Origin of the sequence: Pseudoalteromonas sp. SR43-7, from assembly GCF_014163785.1 — a bacterium.
Classification (GTDB): Bacteria; Pseudomonadota; Gammaproteobacteria; order Enterobacterales; family Alteromonadaceae; genus Pseudoalteromonas; species Pseudoalteromonas distincta.
In genome coordinates this window covers 1-24,083 of the sequence record NZ_JACJDY010000007.1, presented here as the reverse complement: position 1 = coordinate 24,083, position 24,083 = coordinate 1, and the positions used below count along the sequence as shown (strand labels likewise).

The following is a 24,083-nucleotide window of genomic DNA, read 5'->3' as shown; positions in this document are numbered from 1 at the left end:
ACAACTTAAACAATGTATAAGCTGTCAGCTTTGGTTTTAACTTGCATACCTGTTACTAACTCAACATGAACATCATCTTTGTTCACTTCAGTTATTACTGCATTTACAAGTGCTTGGCCAAGTTTAACCTTAACCTTATTATTAACCTTGACCTCAGTTGCTGGCAAAGGTTCAATTTTTCCTGAACGCTTAGCCGGCGCTGCTTTAGCAGGTTTGTTAGCTGCAGGAGCGTTTTTATCGCCTGGTTTGCTAGCATGAGCTGGTTTTTTCTTGAAAGATTTAGAATCAGAATCTTGGCGAGGACGCTGTTGTTTTTTGCGTTTAGCCATTTTAGCGCGGCTTTCTTCCAATGCTTTTTGCGCATGGTCGATATGCTCTTGCTCAACTTTTTCACCTTGATTGCCATCAAGATCAATACGAAACTCTGACTTAGTCACAGCTTCTAAATAACGCCAGTTAGACGTGTATTTTCTAAGCGCTTGACGAACTTGAGTCTTACTTACTTTTTCAGACCCTTCAATACGCTCAGCAATATCTTTAAAAATACCGACTTTAAGCGGCTTGATGCCATCTTTTTGTTTAAAACATTGTGGAAATTCTTGATATAAAAATTCCAACACTTCATTAATATCTTTTAGCTTGTTTGTGGTTTCCATTTTAGAACCTATTTTTCACATCTTTTCATCAAGGGACGAATCGACGTAGTGTATTACCCAGTCGACCAACTCTTCGAAATCGGCTTCTATAACAGCCATATCACCTCGAAGGTGTTCCCAAATACCATTAATTGTTTCATCAATAAATTCACATTCTGAATCATCTGGAAGACGATCCCATGCAATATGAATCAAATCATTGAGCGTTTCCGCTACATGTTCTTCATCGCCTTCCCAGTCACCGACATCTTGTACAGCAAATAGGTAGTCTTGAACATTTAGCAAATCTTTCATTACAAGCTCGCCTCTAAGCATTTTACTAATGCTTCTAGACCCACTTTATCGTCAGCATCAAATCGGCCAATACTTGGACTATCAATGTCTAAAACTGCAAATACTTTACCATGTTTCATGATAGGTACAACCACTTCAGAGTTAGACGCTGCATCGCAGGCTATATGCCCGTCAAAAGCGTGAACATCTTCAATTAGTTGTGTCTCTGCGTTTGCAGCGGCAGTTCCACATACCCCTTTTCCAACTGGAATACGGATGCATGCAGGGTTGCCTTGAAACGGGCCAAGTACTAATTCAGTAGAAGAATCCATAAAGTAAAAACCCGCCCAATTTACATCTTCTAAAGAGGTAAATAACAGCGCGCTTATATTTGCCATATTGGCAATTACATTAGATTCACCAGCTATCAGCGATTGCGTTTGCTTAACTAATGACTGGTAAAAATCGTGCTTTTGCATACCAAACTACTTCTTATTAAACATACAGTAGCTAAAGGTACTCTTTGTCGTGAAAAATTGGAACCTTTTGGAGGTAAAAAAAAGGAAATCGCACCGTTTATCAGTGTGCTTGGTTAATAATGCTGCGATTATTTTTTTGCTGTTTTACGAAGACCAAACAAAAACAGCCCAGCAGCGAATGCTGACATTACACTATTGATCAAAAATATCTCGCCAGTTGTGGCACTTAATAAGTAACTAAATATCGCTCCGCCTAGTAATCCAAGAGTTAATACCCCTGAATAATTAACTTTAGAATACTTAAACATGAGTAAATACCCTGGCACAACAAAAGCAGCCATTGTTAAGCCTACTATGTGTGCATTTGATATAGCGGTCATTAATAAGGTAAGAAATATTGATACAAACTCGCCTTCAAGCGTAAGAGAGTAATAAACACCAAGTAAACTGCCTACAATAATAGGCGATAATAACGAAAGCCCTACGCTTTTTGCTAGCTGATGTTTCATTTAAAATCCTTAATACACAAATCTAAATTCTGTGTATAAAGCATGCACCAAGATCTAAAGGTTAGAAACAGAGACTATGGTCGTAATTTATGATGACAAAACGGACAATTTCTATTTGCACTTATTTATTTTACAGGCACAAAAAAACCCGCCAAATTAGCGGGCTATTTTGTTATATGGTGGAGAGATAGGGATTTGAACCCTAGATGGGCTATAAACCCATGCCGGTTTTCAAGACCGGTGCATTCGACCACTCTGCCATCTCTCCGATACTGCTAAGTTAAAAGTAAGAGTGTACTAATAACTTTTAAATGAATGATAAATAAATTACCACACACTCATAAATAAGTGGTGGAGAGATAGGGATTTGAACCCTAGATGGGCTATAAACCCATGCCGGTTTTCAAGACCGGTGCATTCGACCACTCTGCCATCTCTCCGCACGGCCTGCATAATAGGGAAACCCATCCCTTTTGTGAAGCTTTTTTTTAAATTAATTGTTTAAGTGCTTAAAAAACAATTAATTTGTTTAAAGATAAAACAAAGTGTTTTTAATTTAGCCGTCAATATACTTTTATTTAAATATTTAACTCTATTGATCTACAAAGGTTTGCCCAAACATATAAGAGTTGGTAATCTAATTTTAGTTAAATTATCGAAACACACACGTTTCACTTAAAGGAGCTCTACAATGGCGTTTAATCAATCGTACAATACCGCGAAACCGGTAATGTCTACCATTGAAACAAACAAGGTACTTAAAAACACCTACTTTTTACTAGCTATGACACTTGCATTTAGTGCAGTTACAGCCGGTATTTCAATGGCACTACAATTACCTTACTTTATGGGAATTGTGTTTACACTCGTTTCGTTCGGTTTATTATTTGTTGTCAATAAAAAAGCAGATACAGCATCTGGTGTATTTTGGGTGTTTGCTTTCACAGGTTTAATGGGGGCAGGCTTAGGTCCATTGCTTAACCATTATGCAGCATTACCAAATGGCCCAATGCTTATTATGCAAGCCTTAGGTTCTACAGCGCTTATCTTTTTTGGTTTATCTGCTTATGCACTAAATACTAAAAAAGACTTCTCATTCATGGGTGGCTTTTTAACTGTTGGCTTAATCGTTGTGATTGTAGCAAGCATCGTTAATATTTTTATTGGCAGTTCATTGATGTTTATGGTGCTTAATGCAGCAGTTGTACTGATTATGTCTGGTTTGATTTTATTTGATACAAGCCGAATCATAAACGGTGGTGAAACTAACTACATTCGTGCAACAGTGTCTTTATACCTAAGCGTATATAACTTATTTACTTCTTTGCTTGCTCTACTTGGCGCAAGTGATGACTAATTAAATAGTTCTGTTAAAATAGCCCCTTTATTGGGGCTTTTTTATTGGAATTGTTTTGGCACGCTTTGTTCTTTCATTACATACACCACCATCCGATCACGATACCACGCAACGCATAGTTAAATTTGCGAATGCATGTTTAGCCCAAGGGCACACCATTGATGCTATTTTTTTATACCAGCAAGGTATTTATCATGCATCTACCCACTTTGATTTATCCTCAGACGAACTTCAAATTTCAGCACTTTGGCAGCAACTCGCTGATCAAGAACTAAATTTAATGCTGTGTGTTACCGCAGCTCAAAAGCGCGGGTTGGATATTAAAAACACAGGTGTATTTAAAGTCGCAGGGTTAGCTGAATTTGCAATGCTTGCAAGCGACGCAGATAAATGGGTGCAATTTAAATGATAAACGTATTAGTAATGAGTCAGTGCAGCCCATTTGACGATTTAAATATTCGTGATGCACTAGATATGACATTGATATTTGCTGCTGTTGACCAAAATGTAAGTTGGTTGTTTAGCGGCCCCGCCGTTTTGGCTTTAAAAAAGCATCAGCTACCAAACATTATTGGCTTAAAAGACTTTTTTAAAAATATTAAAACGCTCGAAATTTATGATGTTGAAAATATTTTCGTGTGTGAAAAATCATTGCTTGATTATGGTTTAAATAAACATGATTTACTTATAGAGGCAAAAGCTCTTAACTTTAGTCAACAACAAACACTAATTAAAGCGCAGCAACATGTGGTGAATCTATGAGTACGTTACATATTTTTTCAAAGCCGCTTAACTATTACTCGGCAAATCAGCTTGAGAATTTAATTTTATCAGGCGATAAGGTACTACTTGTTGGTGATGCCTGCTTTGCAAAAAAACAATTTAGGCAATTTGCAGATACACTGTTAATACTTGAACAAGACGCGCAAGTACGTGCAATAAAATTAGCAGATAACGATAAAGCAATTAGCTATGAAGACTTTGTGGCAATCACTTTATCAACTAATCAATCAATTACGTGGTAACTCATGCTTGAATTTAACAACCAACAGATTGAAACCGACAAACAAGGCTACTTGCTCGACCATACTTTATGGTCAAAGGAGCTGGCGCCTATAATTGCTACTCAAGAAAACATCACACTGAGTGAGCAGCACTGGGAAGTTATTAACTTTGTTCGTGATTTTTACATTGAATATAACACCAGTCCAGCAATTAGAATGCTTGTAAAAGCAATGGCTAAAGCACTCGGTGAAGATAAAGGAAATAGCCTTTATTTATATAAATTATTTCCTAAAGGCCCAGCCAAGCAAGCAACAAAAATTGCCGGATTACCAAAACCAGCTAGGTGCATATAATGAGAGCTAAATCAGGTAATAATCAAGCATCACAAGCCAAGCCAAAAAGAAGTACTGGGCGTACTTATTCTCGCAGTGCACTTAATAAAACGCCTTCAGGTAAAAGAGAAATAAAGCCACAAATAGCATCTAAAGACAGAAAAATTGTGTTATTCAATAAACCGTTTGATGTGCTATGCCAATTTACAGATGACGCAGACAGAAAAACGCTTGCTGAATTTATTCCTATTAAAGAAGTTTACGCAGCAGGAAGGTTAGACAGAGATAGTGAAGGTTTATTGCTTTTAACAAACTGTGGAAAATTACAAAACTCCTTAACTGCTCCTGATAAAAAAACGAATAAAACCTACTGGGCACAAGTTGAGGGTGAACCAACGAGTGAATCAATTAATGATTTATGTAATGGCGTAGAACTTAAAGACGGGCTTACACTCCCCGCTAACGTTAAAATAATTGATGAACCAACAATTTGGGCTCGTAATCCACCTGTACGTGAACGAAAAGCAATCCCCACTACTTGGCTAAGTATTACCATTAATGAAGGTAAAAATAGACAAGTTCGTCGAATGACCGCGCATATTGGCCACCCTACACTTCGCCTTATTCGCTACAGTATTGGCAACTATACGTTGGATGATATTAATTGTGGTGAATACAAAGTAATTAAGGGCGTAGTTGATGCATAAACCGCATGTTACGGTTGCAGCAATAGTAAAAAAGCAAAATGAGTTTTTACTTGTAAAAGAGCGCGATAAATTTACAAAGCAAATTTGTTACAATCAACCTGCGGGTCATTTAGAGAAAAATGAGACGCTTGCACAAGCTGCAAGCAGAGAGCTACTTGAAGAAACCGGCTTAGCGCTTGAGCCTATTGGGTTTTTAGGTGTTTATAATTTGCATGCTGATAACGCAGTGCACTATTTACGGTTCTGCTTTTTATTTGAAGCGCCTAATAATATAAAAGCACCAACACCAATGGATTCCGACATCATTAGCGCTAGCTGGCATACATTAGAGCAAATAAAATCATTACCTCTTAGAAGCCCTTTAGTGCTCAAGTGCATTAATGACAGCTTGAATCGACCACCGTTAAGCTTAGAAACTATTTATAATTGATTTACTCTGAGCTTAGCGCTATACAATTACGTCCTTGTTTTTTAGCATAATAAAGGGCGTTATCAGCGGCTTTAACAAAGCTGATTTCATTACTATTTGTATAGTTGCTAATTGTATTAATGCCCATACTTATTGATAAAAATCCGGTAAAGCTATCCTGGTGAGCAATAGCTAAGCTTTCTACAGCCTTTTGTATTTGCTCTGCTATAAACAGCGCTCCTTGCCTATCTGTTTGTGGAAGTAAAACAACAAATTCCTCTCCACCATAGCGCGCCACAAAATCTTCTGGGCGACTAACCGTTGAAGCAATTTTTTGAGCCACGTCATATAAACATGTATCGCCCGCTACATGCCCATACCGATCATTAAATTGTTTAAAATGGTCAATATCGATAATAATCATCGATAGCATGCCTTCGCATTCTTTTGCTCGTTCATACTCATGCGTTAGCTTTTCATCAAACCGACGCCTATTTGCAATTTTGGTTAATGCATCCAAAAAGGCCATATCCCTAAGTATATCCTCTGCTTCTAAACGCTCTGTTGCATCATTAAAAACAGCTAAAAACTCTTCACCTATATCAATCCCTGAAATTTCCATCATCACTTGCGAACCATCACGACAAGACACTCGATAGTTATTTGCAGGTATGTCGTTATTGTTATTTAGTGCCTTTTCAAGTGAGTCTTGCCACAGCTCTTTTGCAAGTGCTCTGTATTGGGGATCTGGATACGCTTTTTCCCACCATGATTTAAGATTCGGCACATCTTCTACTGTATAACCAAAAACATCTACAAAACGTTGATTAACTTTCAAAATATCGCCCGTCTTAGCACATACATTACATACTGGCATTGGCAAAACGGTAAATAACCTAGCGTAGTGGCTTATCTCATGTTTGCGCATAGGGTTGAGTGTACTTTGAGGCAAGTAACTCATTGGCATATCATTTTTTTCTATACTAAGCTTTTCGTCCATTTCTAAAGCGAAATACCACTCAAGCCACCAGTGCTCTAAATGCTCAAGCACCTTTAACTCAACGTTCTTTTTAACTGTTGAACCTTTTATTAAGCTAAATAACTCATGTACATGGTTTGGCTCTTGGTAAATATGAGGGTTTTTGAGTTTTATTAACTCATAAAAAAGATTATAGGCTGATTTTTTAAACTCTGTCGTCTTGCTAGAAAGTAATTCGCTATCCACAAAATCAGATTTTTGTGTGTAATGCTCGACTAAAGAATTTATCTTGTTTATTTGATAGGCATAATTCATATATTCATTCCATTGACTATATTTCAAGCGGCTTTAAAATGGTTTACAACCATATACCCACCACTATTTTATTTTTATTAAGTGTATATTTACCCTAGTAGTTTTGAAAGAAAATACTATTAATAAAACTCAATAACTACATGAATTATTCTATAGTCTTAATTTATTAGTAAAGATCACTTTAATATTACTAAAGTTACAGCCTGATAATGCGTTTAAGTCTAGTTTGCTATTTGTTATACAAATAAAATAGTGACAAATTATGTCCTTTGCCGCCCTACGCTCTTTAAGCACAAACAAAATACATGCTATAATCGCGGCCTTTCCAAGTTAACAGCAATCTGTATAAGCGAAATTATTCATGAGCGAAAATAGTCACATTAAAGTCATTGTTGGCATGTCCGGCGGTGTTGATTCTTCTGTATCTGCATATTTATTACAACAACAGGGCTACCAAGTAGAAGGCCTGTTTATGAAGAACTGGGAAGAAGACGACAATGATGAATACTGTGCCGCCGCTGATGACTTAAAAGATGCACAAGCCGTGTGCGACAAATTAGGCATTGAGCTTCACACAGTAAACTTTGCAGCAGAGTATTGGGATAATGTATTTGAGTACTTTTTAGCAGAGTACAAAGCTGGTCGTACGCCAAACCCAGATATAATGTGTAATAAAGAAATTAAATTTAAAGCCTTTTTAGAATTTGCGGCTCAAGCACTCGGTGCTGACTTTATTGCAACCGGACACTACGTTCGCCGTGAACTTCGCGATGACAAATACGTAATGTGTCGCGGGCTTGATAACAATAAAGATCAAAGCTACTTCTTATATACCCTAAGCCATGAACATATTGGCCAAACGTTATTCCCTGTAGGCGATATCGAAAAACCAGAAGTACGCCGCATAGCAGAAGAACAAGACCTAATCACTCACGATAAAAAAGACAGCACCGGAATTTGCTTTATCGGTGAGCGTAAATTTAAAGACTTTTTACAAAAGTTCTTACCAGCTCAACCTGGCGTTATCGAAGACACTGACGGTAACAACGTAGGCGAGCACGAAGGCTTAATGTACCACACGCTTGGACAACGCAAAGGCTTGTTAATTGGTGGTATGAAGGAAGGTTCTGGTGAACCATGGTACGTAGTTGATAAAGACTTAGAACGTAACGTACTTGTTGTTGGTCAAGGTAAAGATCACCCTCGCCTATACAGTAATGGTCTTAATGCAAACCAATTACATTGGGTAGACCGCGTTGGCCCTAAAGGTACCACTCGCTGCACAGTTAAAACACGTTACCGTCAAGAAGACTTAAGCTGTACCCTACTTGTAGGTGAAGACGGCATGGCTCGTGTATTATTCGACGAACCACAAAAAGCAGTTACGCCAGGTCAATCTGCCGTATTTTATGCAGAAGATGTGTGTTTAGGTGGTGGTATTATTGACTCGGTGATTAAGTAATGAATGAATACCAAGTCATGGCGCTTGCCGCCATGTGCCAGGTTGCTAAACAAGTTCAAAAAATTGCCCAATACGGCAGCAACAACGAACACGATTTAGAAATCTTACTTTCATGTATTATTCAAACAACTCCTGAATCTCCAGAGGACGTTTATCAAGGTACAGATAACCTGCGTGATGGCTATAAAACATTAATGGCGCAGCTTACTGCAGGCGCTCAAAAAGATGTTGAAATAGTAAAGTACGTAGGTGGTTTAATGCAGCTTGAGCGTGCACTAAATGCAAACGACAAGAGCTTAAACGAATTAGGCAAACGAATTGATGATATTCATCGTCGTTTAGATCATTTTGCTATTACCGACGAGAGCGTTGTTGCCGGTTTAGCAGATATATACTCGTCGGTGCTGAGCCCCCTTGGGCACCGAATACAGGTTTATGGTAAACCCGAGTTATTAAAACAGCAGCTCACTCAAAATAAAATCCGTGCCCTATTACTAGCCGGTGTTAGAAGTGCAGTATTATGGCGACAAATGGGCGGTAAACGCCGTCACTTTTTCTTTTCAAAAAGAAAAATACTCGCCATTGCTAAAACAAAAATTTAACTATCGTTCAAACTAAAATTTAGGAGTTATTATGGAGCTTTCAGCGTTAACGGCTATCTCTCCAGTGGATGGTCGCTACGGCAGCAAAACCACTGAACTACGCAGTATTTTCAGCGAATTTGGCTTAATTAAATACCGCGTAATTGTTGAAGTGCGTTGGTTGCAAGCGTTAGCTGCAGCAAGCGATATAAAAGAAGTACCTGCATTTAGTGAGCAAGCAAATGCACTACTTAACGCTATTGTAGATAACTTCAGCGAAGCTGATGCACAGCGCGTTAAAGATATTGAACGCACTACAAACCACGATGTTAAAGCGGTTGAATACTTATTAAAAGAAAAAGTAGCCGATAACAGTGAGCTTCATGCAATCAATGAATTTATTCACTTTGCTTGTACTTCAGAAGATATTAACAATCTATCTCATGGTTTAATGCTTAGCGAAGCACGTAACAAGGTTTTACTTCCTTATTGCGATGAACTTTTAAGTGCAATTAAAGAAAAAGCGATTGAATACAAAGCAATCCCAATGATGACTCGTACGCACGGGCAACCAGCTACACCATCAACGATGGGTAAAGAGTTTGCTAACGTATACATGCGTTTAAAGCGTCAACGCGACCAAATTGAACAAGTAGAAATGCTAGGTAAAGTTAACGGTGCTGTTGGTAACTACAACGCTCACCTTAGTGCATACCCAGATTACGACTGGCATACTCACGCAGATAAATTTGTATCAAGCTTAGGTTTAACACTTAACCCATTTACTACACAAATTGAACCGCATGACTATATTGCAGAGTTGTTTGACGCAATTGCACGTTTTAACACTATTTTGCTCGATTTTGACCGTGACATGTGGGGTTACATCGCACTTAATCACTTTAAGCAAAAAACAATTGCGGGCGAAATTGGTTCATCTACAATGCCGCATAAAGTTAACCCAATTGATTTTGAAAACTCAGAAGGTAACTTAGGTTTAGCAAACGCTATTTTTGCTCACCTTGCACAAAAATTACCAGTTTCTCGCTGGCAGCGTGACCTTACCGATTCAACGGTATTACGTAACTTAGGTGTAGGTATGGGTTATGCGATTATTGCATACCAATCAACACTTAAAGGTGTGAGCAAGCTTGAAGTAAACGAGCAACGTTTAGCAGACGAGCTTGATCAAAACTGGGAATTGCTAGCCGAGCCGATTCAAACAGTTATGCGTAAATATGGTATTGAAAAGCCATACGAAAAACTTAAAGATTTAACACGCGGTAAACGTGTAAATCAAGAAATAATGGCTGACTTTATCGATGGTCTTGACCTTCCAGAGCACGCTAAAGTAGAAATGAAAAAACTAACACCTGCTAATTACATTGGTCGTGCTGTTGAGTTTATTGATGACTTAGTTTAAAAACTAAATTACTCTTTTAAAAAGCGAAAGGATTATCCTTTCGCTTTTTTTGTTTTAACCCATTGCACTAACTAGTAGGCATAATGTATGTATCAATTAAAAATAAATAATTTGTCTGAGCAAGAGTTTTTAAGCCATTTTTGGCAAAAAAAGCCGCTTTTAATCAAACAAGGTTTTGCAGACTTTCAAGACCCACTTGATGCTAATGAACTTGCCGGCCTCGCAATGGAAGAAAGCATAGAGTCACGTATTATCACTAATCATAAAAATGATTGGCAAACCTACCAAGGTCCATTTGAAGACTTTGAGCAGTTAACAGACGATCATTCTACACTGCTCGTGCAAGCAGTTGATCACTGGCATAGCGAAGCTGCGCAACTACTAGAGCCATTTAGATTTATTCCAAACTGGCGCATAGATGATTTAATGATCAGCTACTCAACGCCTAATGGTGGTGTTGGCCCACACTTAGACCAATATGACGTGTTTATTATTCAAGGCGAAGGCAAACGTCATTGGCGCGTAGGGCTGCCCGATCCAACCCTTAAGCAGTTTGCTCAAAACAAAAAATTACTGCAAGTAGAAGCATTTGAAGCCGTAATTGATTGCATATTAGAGCCTGGCGATATTTTATATATTCCACCAGGGTGCCCTCACGAAGGTTACGCCGTAGAAAACGCGCTCAATTATTCAGTTGGTTTTAGAGCGCCAAATCAACAAGATTTATTATCGAGCTTTGCCGATCATATTATTGATACCGAAAGCGGCCAAAAACGTTATACCGATCACAACATCACACTAAGAAAATCTAAAGGTGAACTTACAAGCCTTGAAGTTGATAAAGTTAAAACACTGATGGCAGCACTTTTAGAAAATGACGATTTATTTAAACAATGGTTAGGCTCAACACTTAGTCAGCCCAAACATGAAATGGATTTAGCGCCAGTAGAGCCTCCATTTACGTCAGAGCAAATAAGCGATGATTTAAGTGATGAAGAAACAGTGTTTGAACGCTTAGGCGGCACACGCGCTATTTATCAGCAACTCGATACAGAAGTTTTACTAAGTGTAAATGGCGAAAATTACGCTATGCCGCTAACCGACTTAGCGGCGGTAAAACTACTTACCGATCATACTGAGTTTGAAACTTCAGCATTAAATTTAACAAATCCAAGTTTAGTTTTTACTCAAACTTTTACTACACTTGTTAATGAGGGGATCTGGTTTAATATAGACCACGAGTAATAATGCCAATTATATTAATAATGATGAGCATTTTTCAGCGTAAAATATGATGTATACAGGTCAGTTAAAATTTTTAATTTTCATCTGATATTGGCTTAAATAATTTTGCTGTGATTGCTTACTCATTCTAATTTGGTATCAATAGGAGTTTGCAATGGGCTATCTGGTTGATAAGGTTGAATGGGATATAAAAAAAGATATGCTACAAAAAATTCGAGAGCGAGTTTTTGTTTACGAGTTACATATCCCCAAACACATCGAATTTGATAGCCTAGATAAAATTGCATTACATGTACTTGTTACAGACGATGCAAACTGCCCAATAGCAACAGGTAGATTATGTAAAGATGGCTTAATCGGCAGAATAGCTGTATTACCTGAGCACCGTAATCGCAAAGTATATAAATCGCTTCTCAACTTTATTGTAGAATTAGCGTCAAAACAAGGTATTGAAGAAGTAAGCATTAATTGTATTTTAAATGAAGTAGAGCGTTTTAAGCGAAATGGCTTTATTCAGCAAGGGAATGTATTTATGGAGGCGGGAATTCCTAGGCAACGTATGCAATGCCCTGTTTCAGCGTTTAATACAACCCCCTTCACACTTCTCCATTAGATAAAGGAAAGGGCAATAAATAAGCTATCACCCTCTACTTTTTTACTTAACCCAAACTGTCGTTACTTTGCCTCATTTGCCCACAGCGGTTCATTATCATACATTTCGTACAAGCCATGTGCTCTATTTATAAGTAAGTTAGCAAAATCTACCTGCGTTTTATCACGCGCGCCTGTACTCATAATCTGATCCGCTTTTAATTGCCACTGCAAAGAAAAGTAACGCATTGCATCACGAGCATCTGTAGCTGCACTTACCTCAGCATGATCTGTAGGTAACCGCCCTGTTACTACCCAATATGTTTTACCGTTCTGTGCTTTAAATTTCCACATTGCACAAAGTGGTGCTAAAAACCGACTGTCTTTATCAACTACTGACTTTGGCATAATGCCCTTTTCAGCTAGATGCTTTTGCGCTGTTTGAAAACATTCGCGTTGCCACTGCATTCTTTGCTCATCAGTTATAACTTGTTCTTTTGCTGTTAACGACTTTTTTTCTTGTTGCTGCATTTTTATTAACCTTTTACTTCTTTTTTAACACTCTAAGGGCTTAGTAAATAAGGTGCAAGTATAAAACGGTCATTTGCACCTTAAAGCGCTCTGTTTGCTGTGTTTTTAGCCAAACTATTATTTTATATTGTGATAAAACGACCCCACATCACCCGGAAATACTACTGGCGATTCAACACCGTCTTTACTAACAGACGCTACACCAAAGTAATAATTATCAATCACTACGTTTTTAAGTGTGTACTGTGAAACCCTACCAACGTATTTACTAAACTGCCATTGCGGCTCGCTCGTGTAACGCCAATAAATTTTATAGCCAGCAATATTTTCATCACTGCTTTGTTGCCATGAAAACGACGTATCAGCTGTAACAGCGCCCTTTATTTTAACTTCTTTTGGCGGTGCGGGCGCCCATGCCATAGATGCCATCGTTACCGCATTAAGTGAAGTTAACTTAGCCGTATAATCAAAATCAACGCCTTCAATAGTATCGCCATACTCAACGCCATTTTCAGTGCGTAAATCTTGATGCTGACGATCGTAGTGCTCGTTAGTTTCCATAATACGCACTGCTGCAAAACCTGCATCATTAAATGGACGATGATGCCCACCACGGCCAAATCTATCTAATCGATATACAAGCATTGTATCTAAGTTAGGAATGTATCTGTCAGCAATAGTATCTATGTAGCGAGCTAAATTTCGACTCGCCGAATCAACTTCACCACCCGTAAAGCGCCGAGTATTAGCTTGCTCTTTTGTTTCTACAACACGGGTACCTTCTGAAAATATACGCGCAGTTGTATTATCAGTTACCCCATTAATACCGGTAATATTGCCAATCATATCGTTGTTTAAAACGCCATGAACTTGCCAGTCATGCTTTTGTGCATAAGCCGTTAATATTTTTCCGCCAAACAAACCCTGCTCTTCGCCCGAAAGCGCCGCGTAAACGACTGAGCCATTAAATTTGTATTTACTTAAAACACGAGCTGCTTCAATTACTCCCGCCACACCTGATGCATTATCATTTGCCCCAGGTGAATCACTCGTAAAGTCCATAACATCACTTACACGAGAGTCTATGTCACCCGACATAATCACCATGCGATTAGGCTCACTTGACCCTCGTTGAATAGCCACAATGTTAACCACTTCAACAGGATTAGGAATGCGCTTTTCGCCCGATATAGTGTCCTTTACTTCAATAATTTCCAAACAACCGCCACACTGCGCGGATATTTTTTCAAATTCATTTTTTATCCAGCGCCTAGCCGCACCAATGCCTCGAGTATCCGATTTAGTTTCTGAAAGCGTATGGCGAGTACCAAAATCCACCAGCGTTTGAATGTCACTACCAATACGTTCGGCTGATACTTGAGCTGCTATATCACGTAATTTTTGCTGTTCTGTGTATTGAAGTTGTGTTTTCCCATGTGCTGATAATGCAAGTGTGCAGGCGCCTGCAATTGCAGTAAATTTAAGTAACGTTGTTGTGATTTTCAAAGGTGTTTTAAGCATCTATTAGCTCCTAATTATTATAGTGTAACCATTACTTAACTAAGGTTTTATGGCAATACATTTGAGGTAGATGTAGAAAGGATCACGCTAAAGCGCATTTACAAGAGGTTATTAGGATAGTAAAAAGCCCACTACCTTTTATAGGTACTGGGCCAAAATTTATTATGCATACTTTTAATGAGTAGTTTTAATATCAAATTCTTTCAAAAAGTCCTCATGTCCTCCTAAGCTTGCAAGCACACCAGCAGAAAACATAAATATTAATACAAATGCTAAACAGCTCAAAAACTCCGAACTATTTTCAGGATTAATATAGTAGTTAAGTAAAAAACCACTCAATACACCTATAAAGGCTATTTTGCTAAATAAAAAGTAACTCGGGATCTCAAATGCCCAAACAGAGGTATTGTTTAAAAACTGCCTATATCCATACGTCATAAAAGCCAACATACCAACAATACTAATTGCAAAAGTAGACACTGTGGTTAACACGCTCATATTTTTATAAATAAGCACATACCCTAATCGTAAAGAATAGATAAATACCGCAAACCACGCTAAAACAGCAGGCCCTAGAATCAACCCCATTTCCAATCCTTGAATAACGTCTAAGTAATTAATTGCTAATACAATATTATATTTAGAGGTTAAATTACAAACCTTGTTACACAATAATCTATAAAAAAATGCGATTTTCGTGGCACACTGTAATTGTGTATACATTAATAGTTTAAGTTATGCGTCAGCTAAAAGAAGATACAATTAAAAGTAACCTTATTGAGTCGCAGCAAAGTGCATACGGCCCAGTATGCGTGTATCAAAACAAAGAATACCGTTGGTTAACGCTTGCACAAAAAACCAATGAAGATATAACAATTCAAGGCGTTATGAACCTTATACACCCTGAGCAAGTAATAGTGCCTGTAAACCAATGTATGATGTTATTTTTACTTAAACCAGTAGATACACTAAATATATTAAATTTAGGTTTAGGCACGGCAGGGTTTGAGCGAATTATGTATCACTTACAAAGTAATACGCCTTACATAAACACCATCAATACATTTAACACGGTAGAAATAAACCCAAGCATTGCCTTAATTGCAGCCCAGCACTTTAAGTTACCAATTAAGCACAGCAGCTATTTACAATGCGCCGAGCAATATATTACCCAATGCACTGATCACTTTAACGTAATCACTATCGATATTTTTAGTGGTGAATATCATCAGCCTTTTTTAACCAGCGATAGCTTTTGGCAAAATATAAATCGCTGCAGTGAGCAAAATACGCAAGTAATCATTAATTTAAACCCACAAACAGGCCAAGAGCTGCAAATGCTTTTAGTACTTTTAAGACAACACTTTAAGTGCTTAGCGATAATAGAGTTTAACGAATACAAAAATATAGTCATCATACTAAGCCAGCAAACATTAATGCATATAAACGTTGATGAAATACAAAACTCACCGGTGTTTATAAACTTTGCGCCAGACCTTTATAAAAGTATTAACAGCATTTACCACATTGAATAAAACGCTTTATCGACCAGGTTCATGTTTTTCATAGCACGGTAAGCTTGTTTCGAGCTGCTCCCAGTTAGCTTTAGACGTAACAAAATTATGCGATAATACCTGCTCAGTAATATCGGTATCGAATATTCCTAAACGAATTCGTATTCTGCTTTTGTCATCATTGTTGCTACTGTAAACAGGCGAGCCACAACATCTACAAAAATAACGTGTGCGCCCTGCTTTAAAACTATATTCACTAAGTCGTTCTTGCCCTTTTGTTATTGTAAAGTCACCTGTATTTACAAAGCCATTGGTTGCAAATGCAGTCCCACTGTTTTTTCTGCACAGTGAACAATGACAATGAATAATGCTAGTTATACTGCCCGACACTTCAATATTTACCTCACCGCACAAACACGAACCCGTATACATATAACATCCTAACTATTAGATTGTTTTATACTCAGCTGAAATTTGCTGAGTTGATTTAATGGATAAGTTTACTGGTTAATTTTCTGAATGAAATAATAATTTTTATATTTGTGCAGTTACCACGCCATACCTATTTTTAATGATTGACATAAAAACATTAAATTGGTTACATAACCTTTACCTTAAAGTTATAGCCAAAACAATAATTGGTTAACCAAAAACCTAAATTTACTGAGAGCCAATTATGCATTCCAAACACATTTTAATTCTTTGCTTATTCAGCGCGCTATCTGCGTGTTCAAACATTCACAAAAACACATCGAGCGATTGGCTGCTTATTGATAATTTTGAAAACTCTCTTAGTGACTGGCAAAGTGTCGATACCCAAAATGAAATTAAGCCACAAGTTAAAAACCCACAAATAACGGTTATACAATCAGAACAAGCAAACTCATCAACAAATCATTATTTACTAAAAAAGCCCGCACGCGATGGTATTGTTGGCAATCGTAAAGCACTTTCTTATACAAAGCTTCCACAAGCGGTTGAAGTTGGTCAAACCTACACATTTTATATACGTATAAACGTTGCTGCGTTTCCTAATAATCATGCTTTTGGACTGAGTAATCTTACTCCAGAGTTAATTAATAAACATGCGTACGATGCGTTTGAGCCAACACTTCGCGTAACCGATAAAACAGAATCAAACGGTCTTGTAAACGATGGCGCTTTAATGGTTAAAACCGACAGCGGGTATAGCAACATTCAAAACTACACTACAAAACAGTCAGCTAAACCTCTGCAAACAAATACCTGGTACGACGTATGGTACGTTGTTAATAACGCAGCAGCCTCAGAGCAAGGTCAGCAATATGATGTTTACGTAAGAGGTGGTGAATTTAAAAAGCAAACACTGGTATATAAAAATGCACAATTTAGAATGAAGCGCGAACAACCTCTTATATACTTTTTAGCAAACTGTAATACAGGCCCAATAAAAAAGCCTTACGGAAATGGTGGTCTCAGATATGACGATTTATACATGAGCGAAGGAATAAACCTAAGTAGCCCAACGCAATAAATAAAAATAATACTCATAATTAATACCCTACAAAACTGCATTTAAAAATACTTAAATGGTATGATACTCGTCATTATTTGCCATTTAAGTTTTTAAAATGTATCGATTATTTGAAAAAATGACAAAAGCATTTCCTGAGGACCAACCCACTCAGCCGCCTTCGACTTTATTTGCTTTTTGTCGCCACTACACCAAAGGAATGGAACTGTCGTTGCTGCTTATGTCAATCAGTGCCGCCATGCTCGCTATTTTAGAGGTTTCTTTATTTAGCTATATGGGGCAGCTTGTTGATTGGTTAACAGCCTACACGCCCGAAACCTTGTTTGTAGAGCAAAAGTCAGAGCTTATTAAAATGGCTGTCATGCTGCTATTAGTATTGCCCGTAGTCGTATTTTTTCATTCTGCTATTTTGCACCAAGCATTGCTTGGCAATTACCCTATGTCAATTCGCTGGTTAGCGCATCGTTATTTACTGCGCCAAAGTGTTAGCTTTTATCAAAATGAATTTGCAGGAAGAATAGCCACCAAAGTACTGCAAACTTCTTTAGCCGTTCGCGAAACAGTGACCAAACTACTCGATGTATTAATGTATATAGTGGTTTATTTTGGCTCAATGGTATTTTTAGTTGCCGAAGCCGATTGGCGCTTAATGATCCCTTTATTAGTTTGGTTGGTTTTATACATTTGCGTGCAACTTTACTTTGTACCGCGCCTTAAAAAAATTGCCAGCTCACAAGCCGATGCGCGCTCAGAAATGACCGGCCGTATTGTTGATAGTTACACTAACATTTCAACTATTAAATTGTTTTCGTATACCCAGCGTGAAGAGCAATACGCAAAACAAAGCATGGATGTATTTTTACAGCCTGTGTACAAGCAAATGCGCTTAGTAACCAGCTTAAACTTTGTTATTCAAAGCTTAAATTACCTATTAGTTTTTTCGGTTGCCGCTGTATCACTTTATTTATGGTCACTTAGTGCAATTAGCGCCGGCGCCATTGCAGTTGCTGTCAGCTTAGCGCTCAGATTAAACGGTATGGCGCAGTGGATCATGTGGGAAATAAGCAGCTTGTTCGAAAACATTGGCACCGTAGCCGATGGTATGAAAACACTTTCTAACCCTATTGAAGTTGCCGATAAACCAAATGCTGATACGCTTAACGTAAGCCAAGGTGCTATTGAGTTTAACAACGTACACTTTAACTACGGCAAAGCTGAAAACGAGACTAATCGCAGCCCTGTAATGAACGGTTTAAACTTAAATATTAAACCTGGTGAAAAAATTGGTTTAGTCGGTCGCTCTGGCGCGGGTAAATCAACACTTGTTAACTTATTACTGCGTTTTTACGATACCGACTCTGGAACAATAAAAATTGATGGGCAAAACATCACAGACGTAAGCCAAGAAAGCCTACGCCGATATATAGCTATGGTAACGCAAGATACCTCCTTGCTTCATCGTTCAGTAAAAGACAATATTTTGTATGGTCGCCCCGATGCAACCCACGATGAGATGATCAACGCGACCAAACAAGCTAAGGCGCTTGAGTTTATAAACGACTTAGTAGATAGCAAAGGCAATAAAGGCTTTGATGCACAAGTTGGCGAACGCGGTGTTACGCTTTCAGGCGGTCAACGTCAACGTATTGCTATTGCACGTGTACTACTTAAAAATGCACCCATACTTATACTCGACGAAGCCACCAGCGCACTCGACTCAGAAGTAGAAGCCGCAATTCAGGCAAGTCTTGATGACTTAATGACAGGTAAAACAGTTATTGCCATAGCGCACAGGCTATCAACCATTGCACAAATGGATAGATTAATTGTACTTGATGACGGCGGCGTAGTTGAGCAAGGCACTCATGAACAATTAATCGCTAAGGGTGGAATATACGCAGCCCTATGGACACACCAAACAGGCGGATTTATAGGCGTCGATTAGCCATTAATATTACCTTACAGTAGAGGTAGTTTTATTCTGCTTCTACTTTAAACAAAAAAGCGAAGATGCCTTAGAGGCTCTTCGCTTTTTTTATCGTTATAAATAAATTTTATAACTTTTTTATAAATTAAGAGATTAGTCTTAACCCTATCATTATCAGCATAACCACATTAGCAAGTACGCCGATTAAAAAAAAGTAACTACGTGGGCTTGGGTTTTTCTCCGTTGCTATAGCGTAGTACAGCGCCATGTGAATTAAACGCGCAATTAAATACACCCAAATACACATTGCAAAAATCGGGCTTTGATAATTAATTACAAACGCAAATAACACCGTACCTATAAATAATGCACTGTTTTCAAGCGTATTATGAAACGTACGATGTGCTCTAAATATAAAGCTGTCGTGCGATAAATCCTCGTCAATTTTACCTGGTACAGCATTTGGTTCTTTAGCTTTGCTAAACGTAGCCACAGCCCACTGTACAAGCAACATAATTAAATAGAGGTAAAATGCCAAATAGGCCGAAAGTGCAACTTCAGTCATTATAAAATCCCTTGTTTTGTTTTTAACTTAGTATTGATTGCAATTTTAAAGCCTAAGTTAATACACTGATATTAAAAGAGTTAATCTAATAAGCCTAATTACATATGTAAGTAACACACAGCATTGTATAAAATTTACTTGTTATAATTTTAAAAAATAACATCAAAACTAAACTGTATACTGCTGGGTTTACTCCGATCTATAAAGTTTAAACTCTTCAAGCGAAGCATCCCATAACGCTACCTGATTACGCCCCAAGGACTTAGCCTCATAAAGAGCTAAATCAGCCTGTTCAATCAACTCAGAAGGTGTTCTGGCTTTAAATTTAATAGACGTAACCCCAAAGCTACACGTAACAGGAATATCATCAAATGTCGCTTTTTCAACTTTAATACGAATAGCCTCAGCTATACGTATTGCTTGCTCTTGAGTTGTGTTGGGCAAAATAATACAAAATTCTTCGCCACCAAAACGGGCCACGCTATCACTTTTACGTATATTAGCTTGTAAAAGTTCGGCTACGCCACAAAGTACTGTGTCGCCAATGCTATGCCCATAGGTGTCGTTAACGCTTTTAAAATGATCAATATCGACCATTAAAATACAGTACTCTTCAATCTGAGGTAAATCCAAAAAGTCGCGATTCATAACCTCAAATAAAATACGACGGTTATAACAATTGGTTAAAGGGTCTCTTGCTGCCAAATAGTCTAACTCTTCATTACGTTTTTTAGAGGCAATAAAACTTCTATAAACCAGTAATACAATAGCTAAACAAGCGGCTAATAAAAATGCGAGCGCAATACTGGCGTATTTATTCTTTGAAAGCTCTAGCTCTGATATAACTCTAGCTTGGGCGGCGATTTCAATTTGATTATTTTTCTTTTCAAGCTCAAGCTGATGGCGTTTTTCTTTTTCTCTTAACGTCTCAAGCTCTATTTCCATTTTGTGCGAATGTAAATGTGCTTTTTCAAGCGCCAATTTATCTTCATTTCTTTCATTTTGAATAATATCGGTTAGGGCTATTTCTTCTTCTGCATAACGAAGTGACTCTTCTATACGACCACGCAATTTTTCTGCTATTCGAATTTCACGATAGGCATATAGCATATGTAATTTATCATCTATTTCGGTTGATAAAGCGAGTGACCTTTTCAGTAAAGTAATCGCCTCATTTGTATCAATACCAATTAAAATGCCCGCAAGCGCAGTAAGCGACTTTATCTCATAAAGTTTACCACCTGTTTCTCTGGCAAACGACAATGACTCTTTGTAATACTCTATAGCCTTGTTGTTATTTCCTTGGGCACGATAAATATTACCAATAATACGTGCTGTTGTAGAAATGTACGATGTAAGGTTTTTGTTTTTATAAGTGATATAAGCTTTTTTAGCATATTGCATTGCTGATGCTAAGTCGCCAGATTCGAGGTTAATAACAGCCATTTCTCTTAAAGCTGAAGCGAGCGTTTTTTCCTCGACCATACCTTTTGGTAAATCAATGGTTATTTGATAGAAAAATTCGGCCTGATCAAACTGCCTTAATCGTGTATATACCAGTCCCATTTGATTTGATGTTTTAGCAATCCCAAGCATGTTATTTACTTTTTTATAATATAAATATGCCTCATTTATATGTTCAAGTGATTTTTCATAAAGATTTATATGACGATAAATAATACCCGCCCCTAGTAATGCCTTAGCAAAGCCAACAGGATCGTCAATGTCTTTATGTATTTCTAATGCGCGAGTGGAGTAATCAAGGGCTAAAACTAAGTTATCTAAATAACGGTGGGCTTCTGCTAGTGTATTTAAAGTACGCGCCATTAGCTTTAAATCACCTAAATTAGAATATACCTCTAAAGCTTTTGTATAAAAGTGAGCCGTTTGCTCTCTATTTTTGAGGCGTTTATACGACTGAGCTAATTTTTTATACGTTTCACCTAACTGTCTTTGTATTAATTCGTCTTCGTCAACAAGGTATTTTAAAGCAGATGTATATTGCGCGTTCGCGTTATTGTACTTTTTTTGTTCATAAAACGAATCCCCCTTAGTAAGGAGCACTTGCGCTATAAAAAAGTCATCGCCATACACAAGGGTTGTTGGTAATAAAGTTTCAATGCGGGTAGTAAGTTCGTCATAGCGTTTTTCTTCTAATAATATATTTATATAATTAATAGATGCCTTTATTTGGTTTCGTGAATCATTTAATTTGCTGTAGTAAACAGAGGATTGTAAAAAGTGCTCGAGAGATTCATTAATATTGTTATTCTTTTTATTCGCCCTACCTAGCAAGTTATGTAGCTTTGCGCTGAGTAACGTGTCATCAGCACTTTGCGCTTGTGACAACAACGACTTACTTAGTTCAATACTTGTTATAACGTCAGTATCTATAAGTAATTCAGCTCTTTTTAGCAGCCCTGCATTAGATTCATTAGTTAAATTGTATGAGGTGGTTTCTTGTGCGTAAGCGCTGTTTAAGCTAACAAACAAAGCAAAAAGCAAAGCTTTCACTAAAAATGTAAAATTATAAATTCGCTTTACAATGAAACTATGTATTTGCGAAGGTAAATCCATATTTCGCTTATGATTCAAGTAGGTATAAAATTCCATATTTACCATTTTAGTAATTTATTATTAATACAATTCAAAAGGCTGATGATAAAATATACAAACCGGCGCAATACATCAAGTATTGCTGCTATATGAATACTTTTAATTTATAATTTTAGCATAATTATGCATAGAGCAAGCCTAGCTTCTTAGTTTTAGTGTAACTAACACAATACCATGATCGGTACTTAAATCATCACGCTCAAATTCGGGGTTAATTAAGTGACGATCATAAGTATTATACTCAATCACCTCAAAAAAACTGCCAAGGTAGCTGGCATCAAACTCACAAGATAATAAAATATAATCAAGCACGGAGCTGCTCGCGCCATAATAATGTGTTGGTGCTCTTAAAGGCATAAGCTTAGTTGCATTAACATTTTTTGCTTCGTTTTCATCAGCTAAATCAAAAATGCTATTGCTTTCACTGTCGCTTATTTCATCGCTAGTCATTGCCCGACCATTTAATAGGTCATCTTCGCTTAGCTGCGACTTAACAAACAAATCCCATGAATCATTTAAACAATATTTAGCGAGGTAGGTTTTAGCATCAAATGCAGGCGCAAAGCGTAGCGTACTTGTCAGCAAATGGCTTAATACGCCATCCGCTAGTTCATTATTAAAGTCCCCCATTAATAGCATGGGTTGTTGCGTAGCTTCGCGACGGGCAATCATTTGTATCATTAGTAATGTAGCTTCACTGCCACGCTGAATAGTTGAGCCCCACCCACCCGCTACATTCGCTTTTAAAATTTCAATTATGTTTTGCTCGGGTGTAAGCTCTTTATTATGCTCATCAACATTAATCATTGGGCGCTTAGATTTAAAATGCACCACGTAACAATCGGTATTACCTATATGCGGCAGCGTTATAGTTGCTCTTAGTACTTTACGACTAAAAGTAAACTCACTATTAAGGCCAAGCGCATTTGCAAGCTCACTATCGTGCTCAACCGCTGCTACTTCAACTATGGGGTATTTAGAGGCGATTGCCACTACAGGGCGTTTATAAATAAAGTCATCAATCACCTCTGGCGTATCAACTACAGCAAAGTAATTATAACCTTGCTCGCCTACTAGCTCTTTTAACGAGTCAATACTAAACACTTCCTGAAAACCAATCACATCAGGGGCATGTTCTGTTAAATAATCAACAATCCAACGCTGCTTTTTAGCCCACTGCTGCGCGGTATAAATTTTCTCAAACTCATAGTATGCATTGGGCGGCTCAAGATAGTTAAACAGGTTAAATGTGGCTATTTTTAGTTGGGTGTTAATAATTCCAGATTCATCACTTTTTAAATCTGTATCTAACTGTTTAAGATATTGATTGCTGATGGGGTTCGCCTAAGTAAAGTTGAAAGTGTTGCCTACTTATAAACTATCATTTTATTAAATGTTTACATAATAAATCAGCCAGCTTAATTGTAATTTTATGCACTCTTTTATTCTATACCAATCCGCAATAATACTTAATCATTTTGCGGGGCTAAACGTGTCGCTACCTGTGTTAAAAAATTCTCATTTACGACTGCATGGATGCAGAAGGTAGAGCAATGCAGGAGCAATTGCCGAG

Annotated in this window: 27 protein-coding genes and 2 tRNA genes; 15 read left to right on the top strand and 14 right to left on the bottom strand. The window is 37.6% G+C overall.

Features of this window, described 5'->3' with window-relative positions; all coding sequences use genetic code 11:
- Positions 1-5: 5 nt before the first annotated feature.
- The 6 genes from proQ to H5087_RS07145 all read right to left on the bottom strand — a co-directional run bounded on the left by proQ (position 6) and on the right by H5087_RS07145 (position 2,357).
- Entirely contained in the window at positions 6-656 is a 651-nt protein-coding gene (gene proQ, locus H5087_RS07170) for an RNA chaperone ProQ (RefSeq protein WP_002961909.1), read from the bottom strand.
- Between the two features lie 15 nt (positions 657-671).
- Complete coding sequence (locus H5087_RS07165; protein ID WP_149592688.1) at positions 672-950, bottom strand: hypothetical protein; 279 nt, start codon at positions 948-950, stop codon at positions 672-674.
- Entirely contained in the window at positions 950-1,408 is a 459-nt protein-coding gene (locus H5087_RS07160; protein ID WP_182671581.1) for a GAF domain-containing protein, read from the bottom strand. Before H5087_RS07160 ends, H5087_RS07165 begins: the two co-directional genes overlap by 1 nt.
- Before the next feature lie 128 nt (positions 1,409-1,536).
- A complete protein-coding gene (locus tag H5087_RS07155) occupies positions 1,537-1,917 on the bottom strand; it encodes a hypothetical protein (protein WP_182671580.1) in 381 nt (126 codons plus the stop codon).
- 177 nt (positions 1,918-2,094) lie between these two features.
- A tRNA-Ser gene (locus tag H5087_RS07150) sits at positions 2,095-2,185 on the bottom strand.
- 81 nt (positions 2,186-2,266) lie between these two features.
- Positions 2,267-2,357, bottom strand: a tRNA-Ser gene (locus H5087_RS07145).
- Between the two features lie 251 nt (positions 2,358-2,608).
- Between H5087_RS07145 and H5087_RS07140 the strand changes: the two genes are divergently transcribed.
- Genes H5087_RS07140 through H5087_RS07110 form a run of 7 tightly spaced genes read left to right on the top strand, consistent with a single transcriptional unit; the run spans position 2,609 to position 5,748 of the window.
- Positions 2,609-3,274: a Bax inhibitor-1/YccA family protein gene (locus tag H5087_RS07140; RefSeq protein WP_008133668.1), complete on the top strand. Its 666-nt coding sequence runs from the start codon at positions 2,609-2,611 to the stop codon at positions 3,272-3,274.
- Positions 3,275-3,329: 55 nt separating this feature from the next.
- The gene (tusD, locus tag H5087_RS07135; RefSeq protein WP_182671579.1) at positions 3,330-3,683 is read left to right on the top strand and encodes a sulfurtransferase complex subunit TusD; all 354 of its coding nucleotides are present in this window, start codon (positions 3,330-3,332) and stop codon (positions 3,681-3,683) included.
- A complete protein-coding gene (locus tag H5087_RS07130; RefSeq protein ID WP_182671578.1) occupies positions 3,680-4,036 on the top strand; it encodes a DsrE family protein in 357 nt (118 codons plus the stop codon). The genes tusD and H5087_RS07130 overlap by 4 nt, the downstream gene beginning before the upstream one ends.
- On the top strand, positions 4,033-4,299 hold the full coding sequence (locus H5087_RS07125) for a DsrH/TusB family sulfur metabolism protein (protein ID WP_002962698.1): 267 nt from the start codon (positions 4,033-4,035) through the stop codon (positions 4,297-4,299). Before H5087_RS07130 ends, H5087_RS07125 begins: the two co-directional genes overlap by 4 nt.
- Positions 4,300-4,302: 3 nt before the next feature.
- The gene (locus tag H5087_RS07120) at positions 4,303-4,632 is read left to right on the top strand and encodes a TusE/DsrC/DsvC family sulfur relay protein (RefSeq protein ID WP_002962700.1); all 330 of its coding nucleotides are present in this window, start codon (positions 4,303-4,305) and stop codon (positions 4,630-4,632) included.
- Complete coding sequence (locus tag H5087_RS07115; protein ID WP_182671577.1) at positions 4,632-5,318, top strand: pseudouridine synthase; 687 nt, start codon at positions 4,632-4,634, stop codon at positions 5,316-5,318. The genes H5087_RS07120 and H5087_RS07115 overlap by 1 nt, the downstream gene beginning before the upstream one ends.
- On the top strand, positions 5,311-5,748 hold the full coding sequence (locus tag H5087_RS07110) for an NUDIX hydrolase (RefSeq protein WP_182671576.1): 438 nt from the start codon (positions 5,311-5,313) through the stop codon (positions 5,746-5,748). Before H5087_RS07115 ends, H5087_RS07110 begins: the two co-directional genes overlap by 8 nt.
- A gap of 1 nt (position 5,749) precedes the next feature.
- Here H5087_RS07110 and H5087_RS07105 read toward each other — a convergent pair whose 3' ends face one another.
- Positions 5,750-7,021 (bottom strand): sensor domain-containing diguanylate cyclase, encoded by a 1,272-nt coding sequence (locus H5087_RS07105; RefSeq protein ID WP_182671575.1) that lies wholly within the window; start codon positions 7,019-7,021, stop codon positions 5,750-5,752.
- Positions 7,022-7,382: 361 nt separating this feature from the next.
- Here H5087_RS07105 and mnmA point away from each other — a divergent pair, with 361 nt between their 5' ends.
- From mnmA to H5087_RS07080, 5 genes are all read left to right on the top strand, one after another.
- Complete coding sequence (gene mnmA, locus H5087_RS07100) at positions 7,383-8,483, top strand: tRNA 2-thiouridine(34) synthase MnmA (RefSeq protein WP_002962705.1); 1,101 nt, start codon at positions 7,383-7,385, stop codon at positions 8,481-8,483.
- On the top strand, positions 8,483-9,085 hold the full coding sequence (gene hflD / locus H5087_RS07095; RefSeq protein ID WP_182671574.1) for a high frequency lysogenization protein HflD: 603 nt from the start codon (positions 8,483-8,485) through the stop codon (positions 9,083-9,085). Before mnmA ends, hflD begins: the two co-directional genes overlap by 1 nt.
- A gap of 31 nt (positions 9,086-9,116) precedes the next feature.
- On the top strand, positions 9,117-10,487 hold the full coding sequence (purB, locus tag H5087_RS07090; RefSeq protein WP_182671573.1) for an adenylosuccinate lyase: 1,371 nt from the start codon (positions 9,117-9,119) through the stop codon (positions 10,485-10,487).
- Between the two features lie 87 nt (positions 10,488-10,574).
- Positions 10,575-11,732 carry a cupin domain-containing protein gene (locus H5087_RS07085; RefSeq protein WP_182671572.1) on the top strand — a complete coding sequence of 386 codons (1,158 nt, stop codon included), beginning with the start codon at positions 10,575-10,577 and terminating at the stop codon, positions 11,730-11,732.
- Positions 11,733-11,886: 154 nt separating this feature from the next.
- Positions 11,887-12,345 (top strand): GNAT family N-acetyltransferase, encoded by a 459-nt coding sequence (locus H5087_RS07080; protein ID WP_182671571.1) that lies wholly within the window; start codon positions 11,887-11,889, stop codon positions 12,343-12,345.
- A 62-nt stretch (positions 12,346-12,407) separates the two neighbouring features.
- Here the strand turns inward: H5087_RS07080 and H5087_RS07075 are convergent, their stop codons facing one another.
- From H5087_RS07075 to H5087_RS07065, 3 genes are all read right to left on the bottom strand, one after another.
- Positions 12,408-12,854 (bottom strand): DUF4826 family protein, encoded by a 447-nt coding sequence (locus tag H5087_RS07075; RefSeq protein WP_182671570.1) that lies wholly within the window; start codon positions 12,852-12,854, stop codon positions 12,408-12,410.
- 117 nt (positions 12,855-12,971) lie between these two features.
- A complete protein-coding gene (locus H5087_RS07070) occupies positions 12,972-14,375 on the bottom strand; it encodes a M28 family peptidase (RefSeq protein ID WP_182671569.1) in 1,404 nt (467 codons plus the stop codon).
- Between the two features lie 174 nt (positions 14,376-14,549).
- Positions 14,550-14,963 carry a hypothetical protein gene (locus H5087_RS07065; protein WP_182671568.1) on the bottom strand — a complete coding sequence of 138 codons (414 nt, stop codon included), beginning with the start codon at positions 14,961-14,963 and terminating at the stop codon, positions 14,550-14,552.
- A gap of 149 nt (positions 14,964-15,112) precedes the next feature.
- On the opposite strand from H5087_RS07065, the gene H5087_RS07060 reads away from it, so the two are divergent.
- Positions 15,113-15,910, top strand: a complete 798-nt coding sequence (locus H5087_RS07060; RefSeq protein WP_024594954.1) for a hypothetical protein — start codon at positions 15,113-15,115, stop codon at positions 15,908-15,910.
- Positions 15,911-15,916: 6 nt separating this feature from the next.
- Here the strand turns inward: H5087_RS07060 and H5087_RS07055 are convergent, their stop codons facing one another.
- Entirely contained in the window at positions 15,917-16,321 is a 405-nt protein-coding gene (locus H5087_RS07055) for a GFA family protein (RefSeq protein WP_182671567.1), read from the bottom strand.
- A 244-nt stretch (positions 16,322-16,565) separates the two neighbouring features.
- Here H5087_RS07055 and H5087_RS07050 point away from each other — a divergent pair, with 244 nt between their 5' ends.
- Together H5087_RS07050 and H5087_RS07045 are read left to right on the top strand one after the other, a co-directional pair.
- A complete protein-coding gene (locus tag H5087_RS07050) occupies positions 16,566-17,402 on the top strand; it encodes a hypothetical protein (RefSeq protein WP_182671566.1) in 837 nt (278 codons plus the stop codon).
- A gap of 97 nt (positions 17,403-17,499) precedes the next feature.
- On the top strand, positions 17,500-19,347 hold the full coding sequence (locus H5087_RS07045; protein ID WP_182671565.1) for an ABC transporter ATP-binding protein: 1,848 nt from the start codon (positions 17,500-17,502) through the stop codon (positions 19,345-19,347).
- A gap of 127 nt (positions 19,348-19,474) precedes the next feature.
- Here H5087_RS07045 and H5087_RS07040 read toward each other — a convergent pair whose 3' ends face one another.
- The 3 genes from H5087_RS07040 to H5087_RS07030 form a co-directional block, all read right to left on the bottom strand.
- Positions 19,475-19,894 (bottom strand): MAPEG family protein, encoded by a 420-nt coding sequence (locus H5087_RS07040; RefSeq protein ID WP_002963227.1) that lies wholly within the window; start codon positions 19,892-19,894, stop codon positions 19,475-19,477.
- A gap of 189 nt (positions 19,895-20,083) precedes the next feature.
- On the bottom strand, positions 20,084-22,471 hold the full coding sequence (locus H5087_RS07035; RefSeq protein ID WP_182671564.1) for a GGDEF domain-containing protein: 2,388 nt from the start codon (positions 22,469-22,471) through the stop codon (positions 20,084-20,086).
- Positions 22,472-22,648: 177 nt separating this feature from the next.
- Positions 22,649-23,752, bottom strand: a complete 1,104-nt coding sequence (locus H5087_RS07030) for an endonuclease/exonuclease/phosphatase family protein (protein ID WP_182671653.1) — start codon at positions 23,750-23,752, stop codon at positions 22,649-22,651.
- Between the last annotated feature and the right edge of the window lie 331 nt (positions 23,753-24,083).